The sequence below is a fragment of the Mycolicibacterium sp. XJ879 genome (genome assembly GCF_053483935.1).
This window is the reverse complement of record NZ_JBEFTH010000008.1, coordinates 1-18,156: the sequence shown is the minus strand read 5'-3', so window position 1 is coordinate 18,156 and position 18,156 is coordinate 1. Positions and strand designations below refer to the sequence as shown.

Annotated in this window: 21 protein-coding genes and 3 pseudogenes; 11 read left to right on the top strand and 13 right to left on the bottom strand. The window is 64.6% G+C overall.

Annotated elements, in window-relative coordinates:
• Positions 1 to 17 precede the first annotated feature (17 nt).
• The 4 genes from ABQF13_RS17840 (at position 18) to ABQF13_RS17825 (ending at position 3,425) form a co-directional block, all read left to right on the top strand.
• Positions 18 to 605: a TetR/AcrR family transcriptional regulator gene (locus ABQF13_RS17840; RefSeq protein ID WP_448394111.1), complete on the top strand. Its 588-nt coding sequence runs from the start codon at positions 18 to 20 to the stop codon at positions 603 to 605.
• Positions 602 to 1,303: an SDR family NAD(P)-dependent oxidoreductase gene (locus ABQF13_RS17835; protein WP_448394110.1), complete on the top strand. Its 702-nt coding sequence runs from the start codon at positions 602 to 604 to the stop codon at positions 1,301 to 1,303. The genes ABQF13_RS17840 and ABQF13_RS17835 overlap by 4 nt, the downstream gene beginning before the upstream one ends.
• 37 nt (positions 1,304 to 1,340) lie before the next feature.
• A complete protein-coding gene (locus ABQF13_RS17830; protein ID WP_448394109.1) occupies positions 1,341 to 2,162 on the top strand; it encodes an acyl-CoA thioesterase domain-containing protein in 822 nt (273 codons plus the stop codon).
• Positions 2,163 to 2,255: 93 nt separating this feature from the next.
• Positions 2,256 to 3,425 carry an MSMEG_1130 family ribosome hibernation factor gene (locus ABQF13_RS17825; protein WP_448394108.1) on the top strand — a complete coding sequence of 390 codons (1,170 nt, stop codon included), beginning with the start codon at positions 2,256 to 2,258 and terminating at the stop codon, positions 3,423 to 3,425.
• Positions 3,426 to 3,435: 10 nt separating this feature from the next.
• Here ABQF13_RS17825 and ABQF13_RS17820 read toward each other — a convergent pair whose 3' ends face one another.
• From ABQF13_RS17820 to ABQF13_RS17805, 4 genes are all read right to left on the bottom strand, one after another.
• Entirely contained in the window at positions 3,436 to 4,791 is a 1,356-nt protein-coding gene (locus tag ABQF13_RS17820; protein WP_448394107.1) for a flavin monoamine oxidase family protein, read from the bottom strand.
• 711 nt (positions 4,792 to 5,502) lie between these two features.
• Positions 5,503 to 6,735 carry an alpha/beta hydrolase family protein gene (locus ABQF13_RS17815; protein ID WP_448394106.1) on the bottom strand — a complete coding sequence of 411 codons (1,233 nt, stop codon included), beginning with the start codon at positions 6,733 to 6,735 and terminating at the stop codon, positions 5,503 to 5,505.
• Positions 6,736 to 6,892: 157 nt separating this feature from the next.
• Complete coding sequence (locus ABQF13_RS17810) at positions 6,893 to 7,117, bottom strand: hypothetical protein (RefSeq protein WP_448394105.1); 225 nt, start codon at positions 7,115 to 7,117, stop codon at positions 6,893 to 6,895.
• A 35-nt stretch (positions 7,118 to 7,152) separates the two neighbouring features.
• A complete protein-coding gene (locus ABQF13_RS17805; RefSeq protein ID WP_448394104.1) occupies positions 7,153 to 7,434 on the bottom strand; it encodes a hypothetical protein in 282 nt (93 codons plus the stop codon).
• A gap of 261 nt (positions 7,435 to 7,695) precedes the next feature.
• Here ABQF13_RS17805 and ABQF13_RS17800 point away from each other — a divergent pair, with 261 nt between their 5' ends.
• Both ABQF13_RS17800 and ABQF13_RS17795 read left to right on the top strand, forming a co-directional pair.
• Positions 7,696 to 7,944 carry a ribbon-helix-helix protein, CopG family gene (locus ABQF13_RS17800; RefSeq protein WP_448394103.1) on the top strand — a complete coding sequence of 83 codons (249 nt, stop codon included), beginning with the start codon at positions 7,696 to 7,698 and terminating at the stop codon, positions 7,942 to 7,944.
• Positions 7,938 to 8,276, top strand: a pseudogene (locus tag ABQF13_RS17795) (type II toxin-antitoxin system PemK/MazF family toxin); the annotation flags it as partial. The gene ABQF13_RS17800 and the pseudogene ABQF13_RS17795, both read left to right, overlap by 7 nt.
• 587 nt (positions 8,277 to 8,863) lie before the next feature.
• On the opposite strand, the gene ABQF13_RS17790 reads toward ABQF13_RS17795, so the two are convergent.
• Together ABQF13_RS17790 and ABQF13_RS17785 are read right to left on the bottom strand one after the other, a co-directional pair.
• On the bottom strand, positions 8,864 to 10,288 hold the full coding sequence (locus ABQF13_RS17790) for a hypothetical protein (RefSeq protein ID WP_448394102.1): 1,425 nt from the start codon (positions 10,286 to 10,288) through the stop codon (positions 8,864 to 8,866).
• Positions 10,285 to 10,422, bottom strand: coding sequence for a hypothetical protein (locus tag ABQF13_RS17785; RefSeq protein WP_448394101.1), 138 nt, complete (start codon positions 10,420 to 10,422; stop codon positions 10,285 to 10,287). Before ABQF13_RS17785 ends, ABQF13_RS17790 begins: the two co-directional genes overlap by 4 nt.
• A gap of 261 nt (positions 10,423 to 10,683) precedes the next feature.
• On the opposite strand from ABQF13_RS17785, the gene ABQF13_RS17780 reads away from it, so the two are divergent.
• Entirely contained in the window at positions 10,684 to 11,031 is a 348-nt protein-coding gene (locus ABQF13_RS17780; RefSeq protein WP_448394100.1) for a DUF2384 domain-containing protein, read from the top strand.
• 69 nt (positions 11,032 to 11,100) lie between these two features.
• Positions 11,101 to 11,457: pseudogene (locus ABQF13_RS17775) on the top strand (RES domain-containing protein); the annotation flags it as partial.
• A gap of 548 nt (positions 11,458 to 12,005) precedes the next feature.
• On the opposite strand, the gene ABQF13_RS17770 reads toward ABQF13_RS17775, so the two are convergent.
• Entirely contained in the window at positions 12,006 to 12,401 is a 396-nt protein-coding gene (locus ABQF13_RS17770; RefSeq protein WP_448394099.1) for a nitroreductase family deazaflavin-dependent oxidoreductase, read from the bottom strand.
• Positions 12,402 to 12,586: 185 nt separating this feature from the next.
• On the opposite strand from ABQF13_RS17770, the pseudogene ABQF13_RS17765 reads away from it, so the two are divergent.
• Positions 12,587 to 12,947 (top strand): annotated as a pseudogene (locus ABQF13_RS17765) (GMC family oxidoreductase N-terminal domain-containing protein); the annotation flags it as partial.
• Between the two features lie 119 nt (positions 12,948 to 13,066).
• Here the strand turns inward: ABQF13_RS17765 and ABQF13_RS17760 are convergent.
• The 6 genes from ABQF13_RS17760 to ABQF13_RS17735 all read right to left on the bottom strand — a co-directional run bounded on the left by ABQF13_RS17760 (position 13,067) and on the right by ABQF13_RS17735 (position 16,669).
• Positions 13,067 to 13,381: a type II toxin-antitoxin system PemK/MazF family toxin gene (locus tag ABQF13_RS17760; RefSeq protein WP_448394310.1), complete on the bottom strand. Its 315-nt coding sequence runs from the start codon at positions 13,379 to 13,381 to the stop codon at positions 13,067 to 13,069.
• A 13-nt stretch (positions 13,382 to 13,394) separates the two neighbouring features.
• Positions 13,395 to 13,601 carry an antitoxin MazE-like protein gene (locus ABQF13_RS17755; protein WP_448394098.1) on the bottom strand — a complete coding sequence of 69 codons (207 nt, stop codon included), beginning with the start codon at positions 13,599 to 13,601 and terminating at the stop codon, positions 13,395 to 13,397.
• A gap of 147 nt (positions 13,602 to 13,748) precedes the next feature.
• Positions 13,749 to 14,174 (bottom strand): nuclear transport factor 2-like protein, encoded by a 426-nt coding sequence (locus tag ABQF13_RS17750; RefSeq protein ID WP_448394097.1) that lies wholly within the window; start codon positions 14,172 to 14,174, stop codon positions 13,749 to 13,751.
• 24 nt (positions 14,175 to 14,198) lie between these two features.
• Positions 14,199 to 15,161, bottom strand: coding sequence for an SDR family oxidoreductase (locus ABQF13_RS17745; protein WP_448394096.1), 963 nt, complete (start codon positions 15,159 to 15,161; stop codon positions 14,199 to 14,201).
• Between the two features lie 34 nt (positions 15,162 to 15,195).
• Positions 15,196 to 15,831 (bottom strand): NADPH-dependent F420 reductase, encoded by a 636-nt coding sequence (locus ABQF13_RS17740; RefSeq protein ID WP_448394309.1) that lies wholly within the window; start codon positions 15,829 to 15,831, stop codon positions 15,196 to 15,198.
• Positions 15,832 to 16,078: 247 nt separating this feature from the next.
• The gene (locus ABQF13_RS17735) at positions 16,079 to 16,669 is read right to left on the bottom strand and encodes a TetR/AcrR family transcriptional regulator (RefSeq protein ID WP_448394095.1); all 591 of its coding nucleotides are present in this window, start codon (positions 16,667 to 16,669) and stop codon (positions 16,079 to 16,081) included.
• Between the two features lie 124 nt (positions 16,670 to 16,793).
• Here ABQF13_RS17735 and ABQF13_RS17730 point away from each other — a divergent pair, with 124 nt between their 5' ends.
• Both ABQF13_RS17730 and ABQF13_RS17725 read left to right on the top strand, forming a co-directional pair.
• Complete coding sequence (locus ABQF13_RS17730; RefSeq protein ID WP_448394094.1) at positions 16,794 to 17,528, top strand: SDR family NAD(P)-dependent oxidoreductase; 735 nt, start codon at positions 16,794 to 16,796, stop codon at positions 17,526 to 17,528.
• Entirely contained in the window at positions 17,528 to 17,953 is a 426-nt protein-coding gene (locus ABQF13_RS17725) for a nuclear transport factor 2 family protein (RefSeq protein ID WP_448394093.1), read from the top strand. The genes ABQF13_RS17730 and ABQF13_RS17725 overlap by 1 nt, the downstream gene beginning before the upstream one ends.
• Positions 17,954 to 18,156 lie beyond the last annotated feature (203 nt).

The window sequence follows — 18,156 nt, the reverse complement described above, 5'->3', positions numbered from 1 at the left end:
GCGAGAGGAGCTGATCGTTGACTGCTGTCGCGGGCACCAGACAGCGGCTCATCGACGCGGCCATCGCGCTGTTCATCCGTCACAGCTTCGCCGGCACGTCGCTGCAGATGATCGCCGACGAGCTGGGCTTCACCAAAGCCGCGATTTACCACCACTTTCGGACCCGTGAACAACTGCTCGCCGCCGTACTCGACCCAATCCTCGACGAGCTGCGCACCATCGTCGGCGACGCGGAAACCCGGCGCACCCCGCGTGCCAGGGCGGAGGCCATGCTCAGCGGATACGTCGCGCTAGCGGTGCGTAACCGCGCGCTTGCCGCCGTCCTCGCGGCAGACCCGAGCGTGGCCACCGCGCTGCAGGAGCAGCCCAACTGGCGCGAGCTGATCGACCGCCAGCTGGGGTTGCTCGCCGACGTCGACGCCGGCTCGGCGGGCGAGATCAAGGCCGCAATGGTGTTCGCCGGGATCGCCGGGGCCGTGGGCCCGATGTGGGCCGAGCACGACGACGACGCCCTGTACCAACACCTGGTGAACGCGGGGCGGCGCACGCTCGGCCTGCGGACACCACGGCGCACCGCAGATCCAGGAAAGGAACACACGCAATGAAGACAGCGGTTGTCACCGGAGGCGCCTCGGGCATCGGATGCGCGGTAGTGGAGCGGCTCCGCGCCGACGGGCACCGCGTCGCGATCATCGACCTCGCGCCCGGCGACGACGAGTTCGCGCACGCCGTGGACGTGACGGACCGCGCCCAGGTCGACGCCGCGATGTCGGCCATCCGCAAGCAGTTGGGCCCGGTCGCGATCCTGGTCAACGCCGCGGGCTTGGACGGTTTCAAACGGTTCATCGACATCACGTTCGAGGACTGGCAGAAGGTGATCGACGTCAACCTCAACGGCGTCTTCCACTGTGTGCAGGCCGTGCTGCCAGACATGATCGAGGCGGGCTGGGGCCGCATCGTCAACGTGTCGTCCTCGAGCACCCACTCCGGTGCGCCCTACATGGCGCACTATGTGGCGGCCAAGTCGGCGGTCAACGGGCTGACCAAGACACTGGCGCTCGAATACGGCCCGGCCGGGATCACCGTCAACGCCGTGCCGCCCGGCTTCATCGACACGCCGATGCTGCGCAAGGCCGAGGCCAAGGGATACCTCGGCGACACCCAGGCGACGATCGACGCCACACCGGTGCGCCGTATGGGTCGGCCCGAGGATATCGCCGCCGCGTGCGCGTTCCTCGCCTCCGAAGAAGCCGGCTACATCACCGGCCAGATCCTGGGCGTCAACGGCGGACGCAACACCTGACAGCGACCGCTTTCAGGGGCTGTGCAAAGATCCGCAAATGAGCACGGAACCGGCGCATTTCACGCTGACCGACGACGGCGCCTTCATGCCGACGCGTTTCGCCCAGAGCCACTGGGGTGACGACCACCTCAACGGCCCTGCGGTCGTCGGACTGGTCGCCCGGGTGTTGGAGACCCATTGCGGATCCGATGACTTCATGCCCACGCGGTTGACGACGGACCTGTTCAAGGCTGCCCGCGGGGTGAAGACCACCGTCGAGGTACGGGTGGTGCGCGACGGCCGCCGGGTGCGCAGTGCGGAATGCGATGTGCTGCAGGAGGGTAAAGCGGTGGCGCGCGCAACGCTGCTGCAGTACCGGCGTTCATCGGCGCCGCCCGGTGAGCAGTGGATCGCACCGGTGTCGGTCCCGCAGCCGCCGCAGCCGGACGGTGAGGTACTGCCGTACGTCGGCAGCGAGGAAGTCGGCTGGACGCGCTCGCCGGGGACGCATCAGAACACATCGCGCAAGTGCTTCTTCAACGATGGAATCGTTGTCGTTGCGGGGGAGAAGAACTCACCGTTTGTCCGAGCGGCGATGATCGCCGAGTCGACCAGCCTGGTGACCAACCTCGGCACCAAAGGGATCGGCTACATCAACGGAGACCTGACGGTGGCGCTGTCGCGGCTGCCGCTCGACGACTGGCTTGCCGTACAGGCCGACTCGCACTGGGCGGCCGACGGGATCGCGGTAGGCACCGCAACGCTGTTCGACCGCCAAGGTGCCTTCGGATCCGGAGTGGTGACCGCGGTGGCCAACCCGGCCGCGCAGATCGACTTCAGCAACCGGCAATTCCCGGTAGCCGAGCTCAACTACGAATAGCGTGAGGCGAGAACCGCTCTATCGGTGGGCTTGATGCGGCGGGACTGTGGGTAGTCGGTACAGACAGCCACTGAAGCGAAGGGCAGGTGGACCGTGGTAGCTCTGGAGCGACTCGACGAGGACAGGCTGCGGGAACTCTCGCGTCGGACAGATGCGCTGGGCGTGCTGTCGGTCTACGTGGACGTCGATCCCCGACCCGACCCGACCCTGCGGGCGACCGCGATCGACCTCAAGAACCGGTACCGGGAACTGCAGCGGCGGATCGGCGAGGATGCCGAGGCGGAGCGCAGCCGCGACGTGGTCGCCGCGCTCGAGCGACTCTGGCCGCAGATCGAGGGCCTGGCGGCCCGGCCGGAAACCGGCCGCAGCCGGGTCTCATTCGTCGCTCTGGACAGCGATTGGATGCTGCATCTGCAGAGTTCGCTGCCCGTGGCTAATCGGCTGGTTCTCGACGAGGGGCCGTTTCTGCATCCGCTGCTCGAACTGCTCGACGAGGGGCGCGCGGCCGGTGTCGTTGTTCTCTCGGCGAGCGGTGCGCGGATGCTCGAGTGGCGGCTCGGAGCGCTGCAAGATCTGCGCACGCTGGAGCAGGACTATATTCAGGCCCCGCATGAGCGGGCGGGGCAAATCGGCGGCGGTCCGCCGGGGCAGTTCAATTCGCCGAAACGAGAACAGCGGCAGTCACGCGAACGCGAGCACAGCGAGCGGTTCCTCGACCAGGCCGTCGAGGCGGCAGCGAAACTCGCCGAGGAGCGGGGTTGGGAGCGGATCCTGGTCAGCGGGGGCGACCGCTTCACCGAGGCAGCGATCTCGCGATTTCCGCAACAGTTGCGCGACATCGTATTCGCCGACGCTCGGGTGCTCAGCGGTCTCGACGACAATGCCCTGGCGGCGACGGTGACCGAGTGGGCTCATGAGCAACACGGAGACCGTGAGGGCCAGTTGCTGAGCCGTGTGCGCGACGCCGCCGGTGCAGGGGGCGGTGTACTCGGGTTGTCTGAAGTCGCCGTGGCGTTGACCGCCGGGCGGGTCGCTCACCTGGTGTACGACCCCGAGGTCAGATATGCCGGGACGATCGGTGCGGACGGCGCCTTGTACGGCGGCGACGAGGTCGGCCCCGGGGGCGGCACACCGGAACCCCGCTTCACCGAACGGCTGATCGACCGCGCACTCGAGACCAAGGCTCGTATCAGTCCGGTCGAAGGCGCGGCCGCCGGTGCGCTCAGCGACGCCAACGGCATTGCGGCACTGTTGCGTTGGTGATGTGGCCGCGCTATAGCGCGGCAAGCACGCTGGCCGCGGCGCGTTCGCCCGAGGACACCGCGCCGTCCATATAGCCCATCGACTCCACCGCCGTTTCCGCGCCGGCCCAGTGGATTGGCCCGACGGACTTGCGTAGTGCGTGCCCGTGGGTGGTCCACGTGTTGGGCGGCAGGAAAGCTCCGTAACAGCCGCGCGTCCATTCATCGGCGGCCCAGACCTTTTCGATGTAGTCGATGGGTTGTGCCCCACGCGCACCGAACATCGTGGAAAAGGCGTCGACGACGGCGCTACGGCGCGCGGCTGGACCGAGACGGGCGAAGTCCCGGGCTTGGTTGCCTTCCAGGAAGCCGAGCAGCACGCCCGGTGTGCCGGCGGGCGGAGAGTTGTCGAAGAACACCTTCACCGGTCCGCTCAGCGAGACACCTTGGCCGGAAAGTCCGTTGGCGCGCCAGAACGGCTCGTCGTAGACGGCCATGCACTTGATGACCGAGCCGTTGGGCATGCGTTGGGTGAGCTGGTCACGGTCGGCCGGCAGGGGCTCGTCGTAGGTGAGGCGTCCCGCCAGTGCCGGGCTCATGGCGACGACCACCTGTTTGGCGCGCACCGTCGTGGTGTCGGAAAGGATGTCGACGCCATCGCGATACCTGATGGTGCGCACTGCGACGCCGAGGTGTACGACGTCGCCGAGTTCGGCGGCCATCGCATCCGAGATCCGTTGCGCTCCACCGATGATACGGGTCTGCTGAGCTCCGCCGCGGGTGGAGATGAGTTGCGCCAGACCGTGATTAGAGCTGGTGTAGGTCAGCAGATGCAGCAGCGACAGGTCCGCGGCGTCGGCGGCCCAGACGGCTTCGCACGCCAGCCCGATGAACGAGCGCCCCAGCGAGGTCCGCACGTGCCGCTGCACCCAGGACGCGACGGTTTGGCGGTCCCAATCCAGTGCACGTTTGGCGGCCCACGGCGCCGCGGGGTCGATTCGGCGCGCCATCCGTTCCAGCCGCGTCAATGCGATCTGCACGTCGGCCAGGCCTAACAGGCCCGCCTTGGGGACCTCACCGCGGTAGCGGCGGATGCGGCCGTAGCGCTCCCACAGTTTCGCTCCCTCGTCGTGGGTGTCGAATGTGGTGATGCCCAGTTCGTCGATCAGTGCGCGGATGCGCTTGTGGTTCGGTCCGATCCATTGACCGCCGACTTCGACTACGGCATCGCCGTACGGGTCGCCGAGGCGGTGATTCAACGTGCGTCCGCCGACGCGGTCGCGGGCCTCCAGCACGGCGACCTCGACACCGGTGCGGCGTAGGACACGGGCTGCCGTCAATCCGGCCAGGCCCGCACCGATTACCGCGACGTCTGTGTCGATGTGCATCCTGCCTCCCGAGGAGGAATCTACTCAAGACGGCAGACGCGGACCTCGCTACGCGCTTCGATGACCAGACCGTCAGAAGTAGATGACGCGCGGCCCGCCCCCGCATTCGGGAACACCGCCGTAGGGCAGACCGCCCTGTATCGAACCGTTTACCATCGCGCTGCACGACGCCATCCTGTTCCAGGAGCCCGGTCCGAAGGGGCCGCCCGCGCCTAAGCTCCAGGTCTGCGAGTAGAACGAGCCATCGGGGAACGGTTCGCCGAGGCAGTATCGTTGCCCGCCCTGTCCCGGTTTCTGCCCGCCCGGGCACCAATTGGCTGCTCCGTTGGGAATCTTTGGATCGGGTTGTGCCGAAGCGATCGGAGCCGCAACAAAGGCCAGCGCAGCTGTGGCTGCAGCGATCGCGAAGAGTCTGATCATGCGTTTCCCCCACAGGAAGATTGCGGCTCGCTCGGCAGCTCACCGTGTTGTAGCCGATTGTCAGAGGTTAGCTGACGCGGCTCGTCGTGGAGCAATTTTCGCGCGTAACGGTCAGGGTCCGCGGGCCGGTGCTGTGGGTCTGCTCGCGCAATCCCGGCGACTGGGGTCTGACGGCGGCGATCGACGGTGCTGGGGTGGCACACAGGGGGAGCGGGCAAGTGGTTGCGAGTGCACCGCCTCGATCCGCGCGGGGGAGTATCGGCTGACGATCAGGCGTGTTGCGAGACACCGTTAGCGGTTCAGAATGTTGTCCAGCCAGTCCAGTGTCACGCCGGCGGACAGGGTCAGGTTGCCGAGCTGGCAATGGGTGTCCGCGCCTTCGGCGGTGGTGAACATCCGCTGTGTCACCGGACCACCGGATTGTTGGGCGAACGCCTCGTATTGGCGGATCGGTTCACCGCCCTCCCCGGAACCGACGAGCGCGAGGGTAGGGCAGGTAATCGCGGCGGGGTCGACGTTGAACTCCCGTAGGTACTGAAATGTGTTGAGGAACGTCGACTGTCCGAAGCGTCGGATCAACGACCGCGACATTTCCTTGATGGTGGGCGGCATCTCGGTGTCGGGGATTTGGTCGATGTCGTCGAGGCTGAAATCTTCTGCGGGTGTGAGTACTTGCTCGGGGTCACCGCCCATGCCGGCCAGAAACGAAACCATATATGCGCGCAGATCGATGACGGGGGAGTTGGCCACCAACGCGCGAACGCGCGGCTCATGCGCGGCGGCGCGCAGCACGAAATAGCCGCCGAAGCTGATGCCCAGCAACCCAAGCCGGTCGGGTTCCACCTCTGGGCGGTCCAGTGCGATGTCGATCCATGCCGACACCCAGCTCTCGGTGTCGGGCACGAACGATGTTGCCGGTTCGGTGCGGGCTGTATCCATCTGGCCCGGTCCGCAGATCTGCAGCACCCGCCAGCCACGCTCGAGGGCTGCTAGGCCGATCTGGAAATAGGTTTCCTCGAGCGTTCCGTCGAATCCGCTTGTGACAATCAGCGTCTTCCCGCGGCCGACGCCGCCTTTGGGAGTGAACCAGTAGCCGGGAAGCCGCTGCCCGCGCCAGGGAAGCCACAATTCCTCGATGTCCGTGCGGTTTTCGGCCATGGCGGCAAGGAAGGCGGCGCGGCTGGCGAGACCCAGCTCGATGTGCCTGTCGGTTCCGAACGGGGAGAAGTACTCTGCTGCGCGGTAGCTGTTGGCCGCATGCAGGTAGCGGTCACGCGCGCTGAGCCGGTTGCCGGTCGCGGCGAGTTGTTGTGCGTTGGTGTGTTGTTGCTCAGCGAGTTCGGCGAAAACGTCGGTCCAGGTGTGCGCGCCGGCTTCGCGGATGCGGGCGGCGGCCGCCAGGCACTCACCGACCGACGCCCCGCCGTAGGCGGCCGACCCGAGCTGGCGGAGCAGTTGAAAATCGAGCTCGGGATCCTCAAAGCCAGCGACCCGAGTTGTGCTGCGGACCGTCGAATCTGCCACCGGTGTGCTCCTTCGCCGTACGGGTCACTGACCATTATGCGGCCGAGCGGTAATCGTGACTTCCTAGCGCGCCGACGCGAGTTCGGCATCGGCTCTGATCTTGACCAGCGTCGCGCGCCTTACGCCCACTCCCAGAATTCCTGTTTGTTCAAGTGAGTCATCGTCGAGTTTTCAGCACTTGAGCAGTTCCCTTGCCCAGTACGGTCGTCACTTTGTGCCGGTCGATCTCGTCGAGGGTCAGCACCGCTTCGGGCCGGGTGATCCGCTTGATGTCCTCGACGTTTGGCTGCGGCACCAGCAGTGCCAGTTCGCGTGCCTCATAAACGTCGATGTTTGTGTGTATCCACTGGTTCTGATCGGTGATCTCGTGGTCGACGCTCACGAACCAGTTCGCGATGAATACCTGCAGGTATGGGATCAGTGTCCATACCTTGCGCCGGGCAGCGCCGACCGCGCATCTGTCCGGGTGAATGCGAGCCAGGCGAGTGCTCCACTGTTGGCGTCGGTGAGCTTCCAGAATGCCCGGCCGTTGTGCGCCAGGACATTCGGCGGCCGGGTGGCGGCGATGCTATGTCCGATTTCGCGGGCCAAGCTTCTGTAGTCGGGAAGAGGGTCGTCGTAGTTGGGAATACTGTCGAAGTCGTATGGCGTTGGCTTTTGCCCCTGTCCCAGCCGCTTGCCGCCAACGTCGTCAATCAATCGCGTCCCCTCCGGGGCGGAACCACTGCGCCAGTCCCTCCGTTCACGACACCCGTTCCCTGGTTGCCTCCAATGCCCTCAGCATCGCACGTTGGAAGCTGTCTTTGACCATCTCGAGAGCGAAGATCGATGCGCCACGGTGCCGACAAGTTGTCGGTATGCGTCGATATGGTGCCTCGCATGGAGGAACCGTTGACCGATACCGCTGAGGAATCCTCGCCACCGGCCCGCCACGTAGTTATACCGAGTCATACTCCTGTGGTGAAGACAGCCATCTCCGTCTCCGACGAGACGTTCGCCCGGGTATCTCGAACGGCGTCCGAGCTTGGCATGAGCCGTTCCGAATTCTTCGCTCGAGCGGCGCAGCGCTACCTTGACGAGTTGGAAACCCAATCACTGACCCGCCAGATCGACAGCGCCCTGGAGCGGCTTGATGGCGTTGACGAGGCGCAAGCCGTCGGCGTGGCCGTGGGACACCGCGTGCTGGACGCAGTGGACGACGAGTGGTGATCAGCCGAACTAAGCTCTACTGGGCCGACTTCGGAGCGCCGTCTAGCGGGAGACCGGCCAAGCGCCGTCCCGTGCTGGTTATTCAGTCCGATCCGTACAACGCCAGCCGCCTTGCGACCGTGCTCTGGGCAGTAATCACCGCCAATACGGCCCTGGCAGCGATGCCCGGCAATGTGTTTCTCGCTGCAGCCGCCACGGGCCTCCCACGGGATTCAGTTGTGAACGTTACTGCGCTCGTCACTCTGAACAAGGCGGACTTGTCGGCCCGGATTGGTGATGTGCTGCCGAGCATCATGCACGAGGTTGATCGGGGACTCCGGCGTGTGCTGGACTATGACCGGCTACCACCCAAGCGGTCGGCGCTCGGCCAGAACGGCGATGGGATGAACGTGGAGCTTGGCCCGGCCGGGGCGCCGGTACATCACGCCAATACGTCACAGTGACGAAATGACTCGACGGAGCCTGGGCGGGGTAACGCTTGCGGTACCGCCGGTGATGCAGTTCATGCGGACACACGGGGTCCGTCAGGACGGTGCGCATTTCGCGGAGGACGGTTTCGATGGATGACCGTCTATGGCGACGCGCGGTCGGACACGGCCCGGATCTGCAGCGCGGTCAGATATTCGCAGGATCGCTCTCAGGACGGCCGGCAGTAAATGCCCAGGTCCTCAAACGCCGATAAGCGACATTATGTCAAGTTAACTACGTTAGACTGTGCTGCGCCCCAATAGTTTTCGCGTAGGCTGTGATTGTCCGGTCTCGGTGCATTTGGCAGTTTTCGCAATCAATCTAGCATTCGGCGGATTCGTCGATGATTCTCAGTGCAGTCGGCATCTCGAAGCGTGCCGCCCGGGCAGGACGGCATCGTGCGGCAGTCTGAGCACCTGGAGGAAGCTGATTTCCAGGGCGATAGGCCGCGTCAGTCGTCACCCTCTTCGTCGTCCTCGTCGTCGGATCTGAAGAGGAAACTGCGCATGGTTTCCGTCAGGTCGGGTGGGTCATCGAGTTCGAGCTGCAACTCACCTGACAGCATCTCGTGGTAATCCTTGGCTGTTGCGGTCCATTTCCCCATGACCGGATCGCCGTGTTCGGAAGGCACACTGAGGAATAACCCATCACTGCTGATGTATGGGTCGTTTGGTCGCATCTCACCCACGAGCACTTCCAGGTCGACCGATCCCGAGTTGTCGATGCCGATGTTGTCGTACCGCATATAGACCGCGGGCGGTACATCGATACCCATCATGTTGGGTAGGCGCAGAACGTCCGGTGTGAACGGAGAGACGGGTCGCGGGCCCCACGGTCGCGGTGGGCGCGGCAATGGCACGTAATCCTTGTCGTCCGCGGGATTTTCGTCAGCTCGAACGGGCCCGTCGAGATGAATCTTGATCTTCACGTCCTCCAGCCAGCGGCGGCTGCGCGCCACGATATGCGCAGGGTCTTCGCGACAGATGATGGCAGCGGCGTGCCCAAGGAACCTCGGCCAGTCGGCGCGGAGTTCTTGCTCCCACTCGTCGATTTCCGCGATGTATTCTTCGCGGCTTCGTGGGTCAGGCTCCGTTGTAGCGAAAATGCTGCTTCCTACACTGGAGGCGACGCCGGACGACAGGAACCCGGCGGCGCCCGCAGAAACTCGCCGTCCGACCTCTTCGGCCTTCACAGCGGGCGGCTCGGGTGCCGCCGCTTCGAGGCGCTGGCGCTCGAATCCGACATACTCGTCGACCAGGGACGGGTCGCAGGTGTACCGGCGGACTACGCCATCGAGGGTGACGTCGAGGTCGAGCGGAGTACTCGCCGGCGTCCCGCGCACGCGCTCAACGAGCGCCCGGATCTCGTCGTGGTTCGCTTCGCGCGTTTCTCCGTCGCCGCGTATGTAGATCCGCCCGTCGGCGAGGCCGACGCCCTCGCGGCAGCACGGCCATACCCTCCCGACGACCGGCGGCTCGGCGATTATCACGATGACGTCGTGGTCGTCGTCGACACGAACGCGCACGAAGTCCCACCGCGGGCCGGGCTCGCCGAGGTACTGCTGAACCGCGCCCCCGAGATCCTTCGCTTCGAACCGTGCAAGGCCGTGAACGTCGTTGGCGCCGACGCCGAGAAGCATCACGGCGTATCCGCCGAGGTATTTCGCAGCGCGCTCGGGGTCGCGGTGCGCCGCGCCCAGGATGAACTTCGCGACCTTGGCTGCGCCGTCCTTACCGGTTGGGTCGATCTCCGACTTCAACTCGATGAAGTGACGTTCGATGAGATCGCCAGCCCCGGCGGCCTTTTGGATGAATTCGGGCCATTCGAGCTCGCCGGACGGCAGCCTCGTGAGATCCGGTTGTGTCTGGTCGGTCAACTTTCCCGCCCCGCCCTTTGATCGAGCAGCTCGTCGACCTGACGGCTCGACGGTTCGCCACCCTGTTCGCGTATCGACCGCCGTACCGGGGCCCGCAGGCGCTGCTCGGCGTCGATCTCATCGCGGGTGCGCACTGGGTCCAGTTTAGATCCGTCTCCGACAACCTTCGAACATTTATTCGCCCAGTGATCGCGTGTCTTCGGAGCGCGCCGGCGACCCGGTGGAGATGCGCACCGTCGCGGGTCGCCGGGAGCGTTGCCAGGCGCCGCTACCTGCCGGTAGTATAACCGGTAGTATAACCGGTAGTATAACCGGTAGTATAACCGGTAGTATAACCGGTAGTATAACCGGTAGTATAACCGGTAGTTAAACCGGAAGTTGAAGGGTTTCTCGTTATGACGGACACATTGGACCGGGCAGTCGAAGCCACTGAGATTGTCGATGCCTTGAAACCGTTCGGCGTCACGCAGGTCGACGTCGCTACAGTAACGCAGGTCTCTGACCGGGCCGTGCGGGGCTGGCGAACCGGCGACATCCGCCCTGACCGGTACGATCGGCTCGCGCAGCTCCGTGACCTCGTCCTCCTGCTCTCAGGCTCATTGACTGCCCGAGGCGTCGGCCAGTGGCTGCATGCCAAGAATCGCCTCCTGGACGGCGAACGCCCTATTGACCTGCTTGCTGAGGAGCGCTACGAGGAGGTACGCGGCGCGGCCGAATCCTTCATCGACGGCTCCTACGTGTGACGCTCGCCGATGCGGTCGCGACCGCACCACGCCGCAAGCTGACCGGGAAATACTGGCACCAGGGCTCACCAGGTACTTGACCTCACCGACGAGGAGACTCGCTCGCATCTAAATGTGAACGAGGCAGACCTCGTCTCAGACGACTATGCCACCACCCAAGCGATCGCAGCGGTCGCCCGCGACGCCGGCTTTGACGCCGTACTGGCCCCAGCAGCCGCACTACCCGGTTGTGAGACACTCGCCGTGTTCGTTCACGCTTTGTCCCGCGTCGATGCCGCACGATCAGAGGTCCGTCAACCTCCTCCACGGCTCGTCGACCTTCTTGCGGTAATCCGACCTCACGCGAACGTGCCCGACACGGTGCGTCGACTACTCAAGACGCTGGAACGAGTTGGAGCTGAAGAGATTCGGCGCCGACGCCGCTAACTGGCCGATGCTTCCCGCCGACCGCGAGCTCCAGCAAACCAACATGTCTCGAAACCTTGCAGGGGCGCGCGGGGGGATCGGGCCACATCCATCCCGGGAATCAGCGCCTCTCCCCTGCCCCATCTCGGCCGATGCGCCGCTGAGTAGTGGAGGAATACGGCGGAATCGAATATGCAGTGTTACCAGTAAAATACGCCGTTTTCATCTGATGAATCATGTGGCACCCGAAGTACCCTCGTCTGCCGCGTCGGATCGATATGGCCAAAGCGCCTCGACACCAACGACTTACGGCACGTGCACGAGATTCGGGCGCCTCCATTCCGGTGCGACTGTCGCGGCACGCGTCGGCGAAGCTTCATTTCACGATGGACCTACCAACGCCAAGGTGGCTAGACCGACGAGCGCCGGAGAACGGGATATGTTCGTATCATGGGACACCCTACTTTCACGCCTTGACTCGCGGCCGAATCCTCGCCGGTCCGGATTTGCTTCGACGACCAACCTATGGGAAGTCGGCACTCGAGCAATATCGGTTGAAGCTTGCCCCGTCAGTGGTCGATGCCCGCACCCGTCAGCAGCAGAGCTGCCTCGTCATAGGGAAACACCCGGTAGAAGAGCCGCGCATGCGGTGTCACGAGAGCTGCCGCCTCGGCCTTGCTCACCACCTGTGGATTAGTGAGCGCGACGTCGTGTCCACGCTTGCGCAGCACCGTCGGACCGCCGGCCAGGACATTCTTCAACCAGTCCGTCTGCGGGCCGTAGCCGATCAGGATGGCGTAGCCATCGTGGGTCTTGAATACCAAAGGCGGTGTTCGATATCGCTCACCTGAATTTCGCCCGACGTGCTCGAGCGTCCCGAGGTACGGAAGCCACGGCGTGATCCGGCGCGCGGCCGGGTTGGTGACTCGCTTGTTGAACTGTGCGATCCGTCGAGGTACGCGCATTCACGGAGCCTATCTAAACTGAGGAACCCGATGCTCCTGTCGAGCCGGCCGAACTCCTCCACGGCAATGGCGACGAACCGCTCGAGGTCGACACGGCCGGCAAACATCCGTCGCACACGTGACGGTGCCGTGCGGTCGTGCACACTGGGACACGCATCCGACGTCATGGTGGGACGATGCCGGAAATGCGCCTAGTCGCCGAATTCGACTTCATCGTCGTGGGAGCAGGCAGTGCGGGCTGTCTGCTCGCCAACCGACTCAACGCCAATCCGGATCACCGTGTGCTCCTGGTCGAGGCCGGCGGAAAAGACAACTGGTTCTGGATCAAGGTGCCGGTGGGCTACCTGTACATGATTGCCAACCCCCGCACCGACTGGTGCTTCACGACCGAGGCCGACCCAGGTCTGGCCGGCCGCAGTATTCACTACGCCCGCGGCCGGGTAATCGGCGGCTGCTCGTCGATCAACGCCCCATATGCGCGGACAGGCCAGCGATTACGAGCTGTGGGCGCAGGTCACCGGCGACCAGCGCTGGCTCTGGGGTGGCGTCTAGGCTGAGAGCTAGCAATCGCCGGAGACTCCTCGCAGGAGGAATACGACCGAATCGAATATGGCGGATTACCAGTCAACTAAGCCGCATTGCCCTCCCTGCCCAACGGTTCTCGTTTACCGCGCAAGCCCGAGAAATGCCATCATGGCTCGCTCGACTTCGACGACTTGTTCCGCAGTCAGCCGACCGACTCGCGCGTGGACGTTCGACCTCCTGACAGTTGTGAGCTTGTCGATCATCACGTCACTGTCGTGGTCGAGTCCGCATAACCGCCCATCTCCGCCGGCTATCCGAATGCGCATTAACGGAGCCTCCAGTAATGCGTTGGTGATCGGCGCAACCGTCACCGACATCGTGGCATCGAACAGATCATCCTGGACAATCACCGCGGGACGCGGTTTTGTCGCGTAGACACCCCCGCTACGGTCCAGATCTCTCCTCGGTTCACTCCTCGTCCCATGGCGTCGAGACAGCTTCGATGAAGTCCTGGTCATCGCTGCTTTCATTCGCCCGCGCCACCAGTGACGATTGACGATGAGCCTCGGCGGCAAAACTGTCGGTGCGCACGTCGGGCACCCAGACTTGCAGTGGGCGCAGGCCCCGCTCCCGCATGCGCCGGCGGTACTCGCCGACCCTGTCTCTCACCGCCATGACAGCATGTTACATGTAACGCCGGGTCCAGGTCGCCGGATAGTCAGATTGGCTGGGACGACAATCAACACATCGAGCTACGGCCCCGCTTTACGCTTAGTCTGAGCTACCTGGGGATGCTCATCAACGCAGGCCCCAGACAGAGACTCACTCCCCGTTCGTCCGCAGTTCCCAGGGCGGCATGCCAGTCACGACCGCCAGTTTACGTTGCAGCGCAACGCCGGCCGGCAGCGTGCGGTAGAAGATGTTGACCTCGGCGATCCTGCCGTCGGCGTCCAGCAGGACGAGGAATATACCGTTGACAGTGGCGTCTCCGACCTGCAGCCGGAAGCGTGCGCCGTGGTGGGTGTCGCCGCTGAGGACCTCCAGATAGGTGTCGTCGGACGAGAGCCCGTTGACGGTCTTGATGGTCTGCACGGCGACCTCGCGGCCAGTGATCGGCTCATCGCTGAACGGGCCGTAGAGCACCACGTCCTCGGCGAGCAGGCCGGTGAGGGTGTCGGTGTCCACGCCGCCGTTGATGCAGTCCACGAAGGACTCCATGGTGTCGCGGTGCGAGGCGAATACGGTCATGGTTCTCCTGTTGGCGAGTGAGATTTATTGGTGGGCAACAGCGTTTCTGCGTTCGGTGAAGTAGTGTCCGTTGTCCAGATCGTCGAGCAGGCGGGGTTGGGTGGGTTCCCAGCCCAGGGTCTGGCGGGTGATGAGGTTGGAGGCCGGAAGGTCCATCGTGACCAGATTCGTGAACATGCCGAAGTATCCCGGCAGCATCAGTTCGTCCACGGGCACGCTGACCGTGGGCAGGCCCAGACGACTGCCGATGGCCTCGGCGATGTCGCGGAACGGAACTCCCTCGTCCTCGACGGCGTGCCAGTAGCTCCCGGCCGGACCCTTTTCCAGCGCCAACCGGAACAGGGTGGCGATATCGCGGACGTGCACCGCATTCCACAGGTTCGCGCCGTCGCCGGGGTAACCGGCGAAGCCCTTCGCCTTCGCGAGTGCGATCAGCCCGGGCAGGAATCCGGCAGTGTCGGTCGTGTCGTGCGCAATGGTGGGAAACCGCACGATCGACGACCGCACTCCGCGCTCGGCGAGGCCGACCACGGCGAGTTCTACGGCGTTACGGAATCGCAGAGTGCCCGAGTACTCCCGCCCGGTGGGCAGGGCCGGGTCTTGCTCGGTAGCCGGGCGCCCCATTTTCCCGAATGACGACGAGGCAATACTACCCGCCGCGACCAACGGTTTTCCGGTTCCCGCGAGTGCCTCGCCGTAGGCTTGGATGACCGGGACCTCCGCGGAGGTCACTGCGTCGATCCCGCCGGAGGGCAGCAGGTCTTGCCGGTGCGCGACGTGAACGACGCCGTCGGAGGCCGCGGCCGCCTCCTTGAGCCCGTCGAGATCCTCGAGGCTGCCGCGACGCACCTTCGCGCCGAGCGCGGACACCGCCGCCGCGGCCGCATCGGACCGGGCCAGCCCGGTGACCTCGTGCCCGGCGGCGATGAGCTCGGTAATGATGTGTGAACCGGAATGGCCCGTCCCGCCAGTGATGAAAACCTGCATGTGACTGTCCTTTTCAAAGTAGGTACGGGGGCGCTCAGCTGCGAACGTTGACGCCGAGGGAGAAGTTGGTGTGCTTGATGGAGTGGGTCATGAGGCCCAACTGCATCAGGCCCACGTTCTCCAGGGCCCGCGCCATCTGCAGCTGCCCGGTGTCCATCGGGCGAAGCCCCAGGGTCTCGATGAATCTCGAAACGCTTGCCTTTGCCTGCGGGTCGTCACCGGCGATGAACACGTCCAACGGGTGCCCCTCGGCCGGGCCGTCGGTCAGAACATTGGCGAACAGTGTGTTGAATGCCTTGACGACAAGCGCCCCGGAGGGGGCGGCCTTGGCGATTTCCTGCGCGCCGGAACTGCCCTCTGGGGTGACAAACCCCGTGAAATCGGGGGTGACCGGGTTGGTGATGTCGACGATGATCTTGCCGCGCAAGTCATCCCCGTACGCGCTGACCACCGCCGCCGCGCTCGAGTACGGCACAGTGAGGATCACAATGTCCCCCACCGGTGCGGTTCCGGTCGTCCCGACAGTGGCGCCGCCACCCAGTTTGACGGCCAATTCCTTCGCTTTGGCCTGGTCACGCCCGACGATCTCGACGTCGTTGCCGCCTGCGAGCGCCCGCTCGGCCAGCGCACTGGCCATGGTTCCGGCGCCGATGATGCTGATGCTGCTCATGAGGTGTCCCGTCTCGATGACATTCGAATTGGTTGATTCCTCAACCATAGACCTACTTGGATGATGCGTCAACCATTGGGGATAATGTGATCAGGCCGCGCCCGGCAAGCCTTCTATACGCGCATCAACAGATCGAGGCCCACCCTGAGCGAGCAGGCGTCGTAATCGCCATCAGCCGTGAGGTTTTCGTCCGCCGCTTTCGCTGAACGAGCAACACTGCTGAGGCCCAACGGCCGACGTCGAAATCTCAGCGTGTGCCAAGCGGTACCTCTGCTGCGGGGAGCGCGTTGTCGACGAGAACGGCGGCGATGGCGGCGGCGGTGGCGAAGCCTTCGGAGTTGAGGACTCGGTTGCGCGCCGAGGCGCCATCGAGCAGCAGCGCCAGTTGTTCGCCGAGCTGTTCGGGGTTGGCAGCGCCGGCCTCGCGCGCGGTTTCGGCGAACCGCGCGGCAAAGGCCTTCTTGTAGTCGCGGGCGTGCACGCGCGCGGGATGGTCCGGGGAGTTGATTTCGACGGCCGCCGCGATGAACGGGCACAGCGGCCCCTCGATGTCGAAGGCGGCCAGCAGCCGTTCGCGGGGTGTGAGGTCGGTGCGGTCGAACACCTCGGGCAGAACGTCGGGATCGAAACGACGCAGGTGCTCGGCGATCAGCTCGTCCTTGCTGCTGAAGTGCTGATAGAACGTGCGCTTGGACACCTGGGCCACCGCGCAGAGCTGGTCCAAGCCGGTGCTGTTGATGCCTTGATCGCGGAACAGCTGCCGCGAAGCGGCGAGGATGCGCTCTCGCGCTCCCCTGCCGCGGCGCAAGCCTTGCGGCCCCTTCGCCAACTCCGTCATATGCCCAGCTTAGCCCAATTGGGTACCGATCGGTGTGCATAGCTTGCGCGGCGAGCATGAATGCGAGTAGGTTAGGTACACAGATCGGTATACATAGTATCGGCGCAACGAAACGGAAGAGATCATGGGAAAACTTGATGGCAAGGTCGCGGTGATCACCGGTGCGACAAGTGGTTTGGCACTGGCCGGCGCCAAGCTGTTCGTTGACGAAGGAGCTCACGTCTTCATCTCGGGCCGACGGAAGGACACTCTGGACGAGGCCGTCGAACTGATCGGCCGCAACGTGACCGGTGTGGCGGGTGATTCGGCCGATCTCGACGATCTGGACAGGTTGTTTGACACGGTCAAACAGGAAAAAGGCTCGATCGACGTGTTGTGGGCAAGTGCCGGGACAGGCGAACAGGCAAGGCTCGGCGAGATCACCGAGGAGCACTTCGATGCCACCTTCGGGTTGAACGCGCGCGGCACGTTGTTCACGGTTCAGAAGGCGCTGCCGCTGTTCAACGATGGCGGCTCGATCTTCATGACGGGGTCGAACGCATCGCTGAAGGGCTACCCCGAGTGGAGTGTGTACGCAGCGAGCAAGGCCGTGCAGCTTGCCTACGCGCGGGTGTGGGTCTCGGAGTTGAAGGACCGCAATATCCGCGTGAACGTACTGACCCCCGGCCAGGTCGCCACGGCGAAGCAGGAAGAGCTGTTCGACGAGGCGATGAAGGCGCAGTTCGAATCCCTCATCCCACGCGGAGAGATGGGCCGCCCTGAGGAACTCGCATCGGCCGCGTTGTTCCTCGCTTCCGACGACTCGAGCTATGTCAATGGCATGGAACTGGTTGTCGACGGCGGCGTCGCGGCGATCTGATGACCACCTTGGCCCCGCACCGCGACACCGTCGACCAATTCGTCGACAGCATGCACGCCGGCGCAGACAGAGAAGCACTTTCGGACATCCTCGCCGAGGATGTGGTGCTGATCGGCCCGCTCGACGACGAGCCGATCACCGGCCGCGAGGCAGTCCTGGACGCCATCCGGACCGTCAGCGCGGCGGCCGCCGACCTCACCTATGGGGAGGTTCTCAGCGGCGAGACGCACCACGCCGCGCCCTTCCGCCTGCAGATCGACGACACCGTGGTCAACGGAATAGACCGCATCCGTCTCGACGGGAACGGCAAGATCGCCGAGGTCACCATCTGGTGGCGCCCGCTGCCATCCGGCGTCGAGATGCAAGGGCGCCTTGCGGGTCTTCTCGGCGGGCAGCCCTGGAAGCTCCTCACCCATACGGCGTAACAGCGAAGCCGACCCCTCATCCCCACCCGGGCCACCGGCCCACCAACCAACCAACAAGCAGAAGCGAGCACATCATGACAAGCATCAGCATCATCGGCTCGGGAAACATGGCCAGGGCCATCGGCGCCCTGGCTGTCCAGGGCGGCAACACCGTCGAAATCATAAGTCGCGATGCAGCCAAGGCCGCAGCCCTGGCCGGCGCG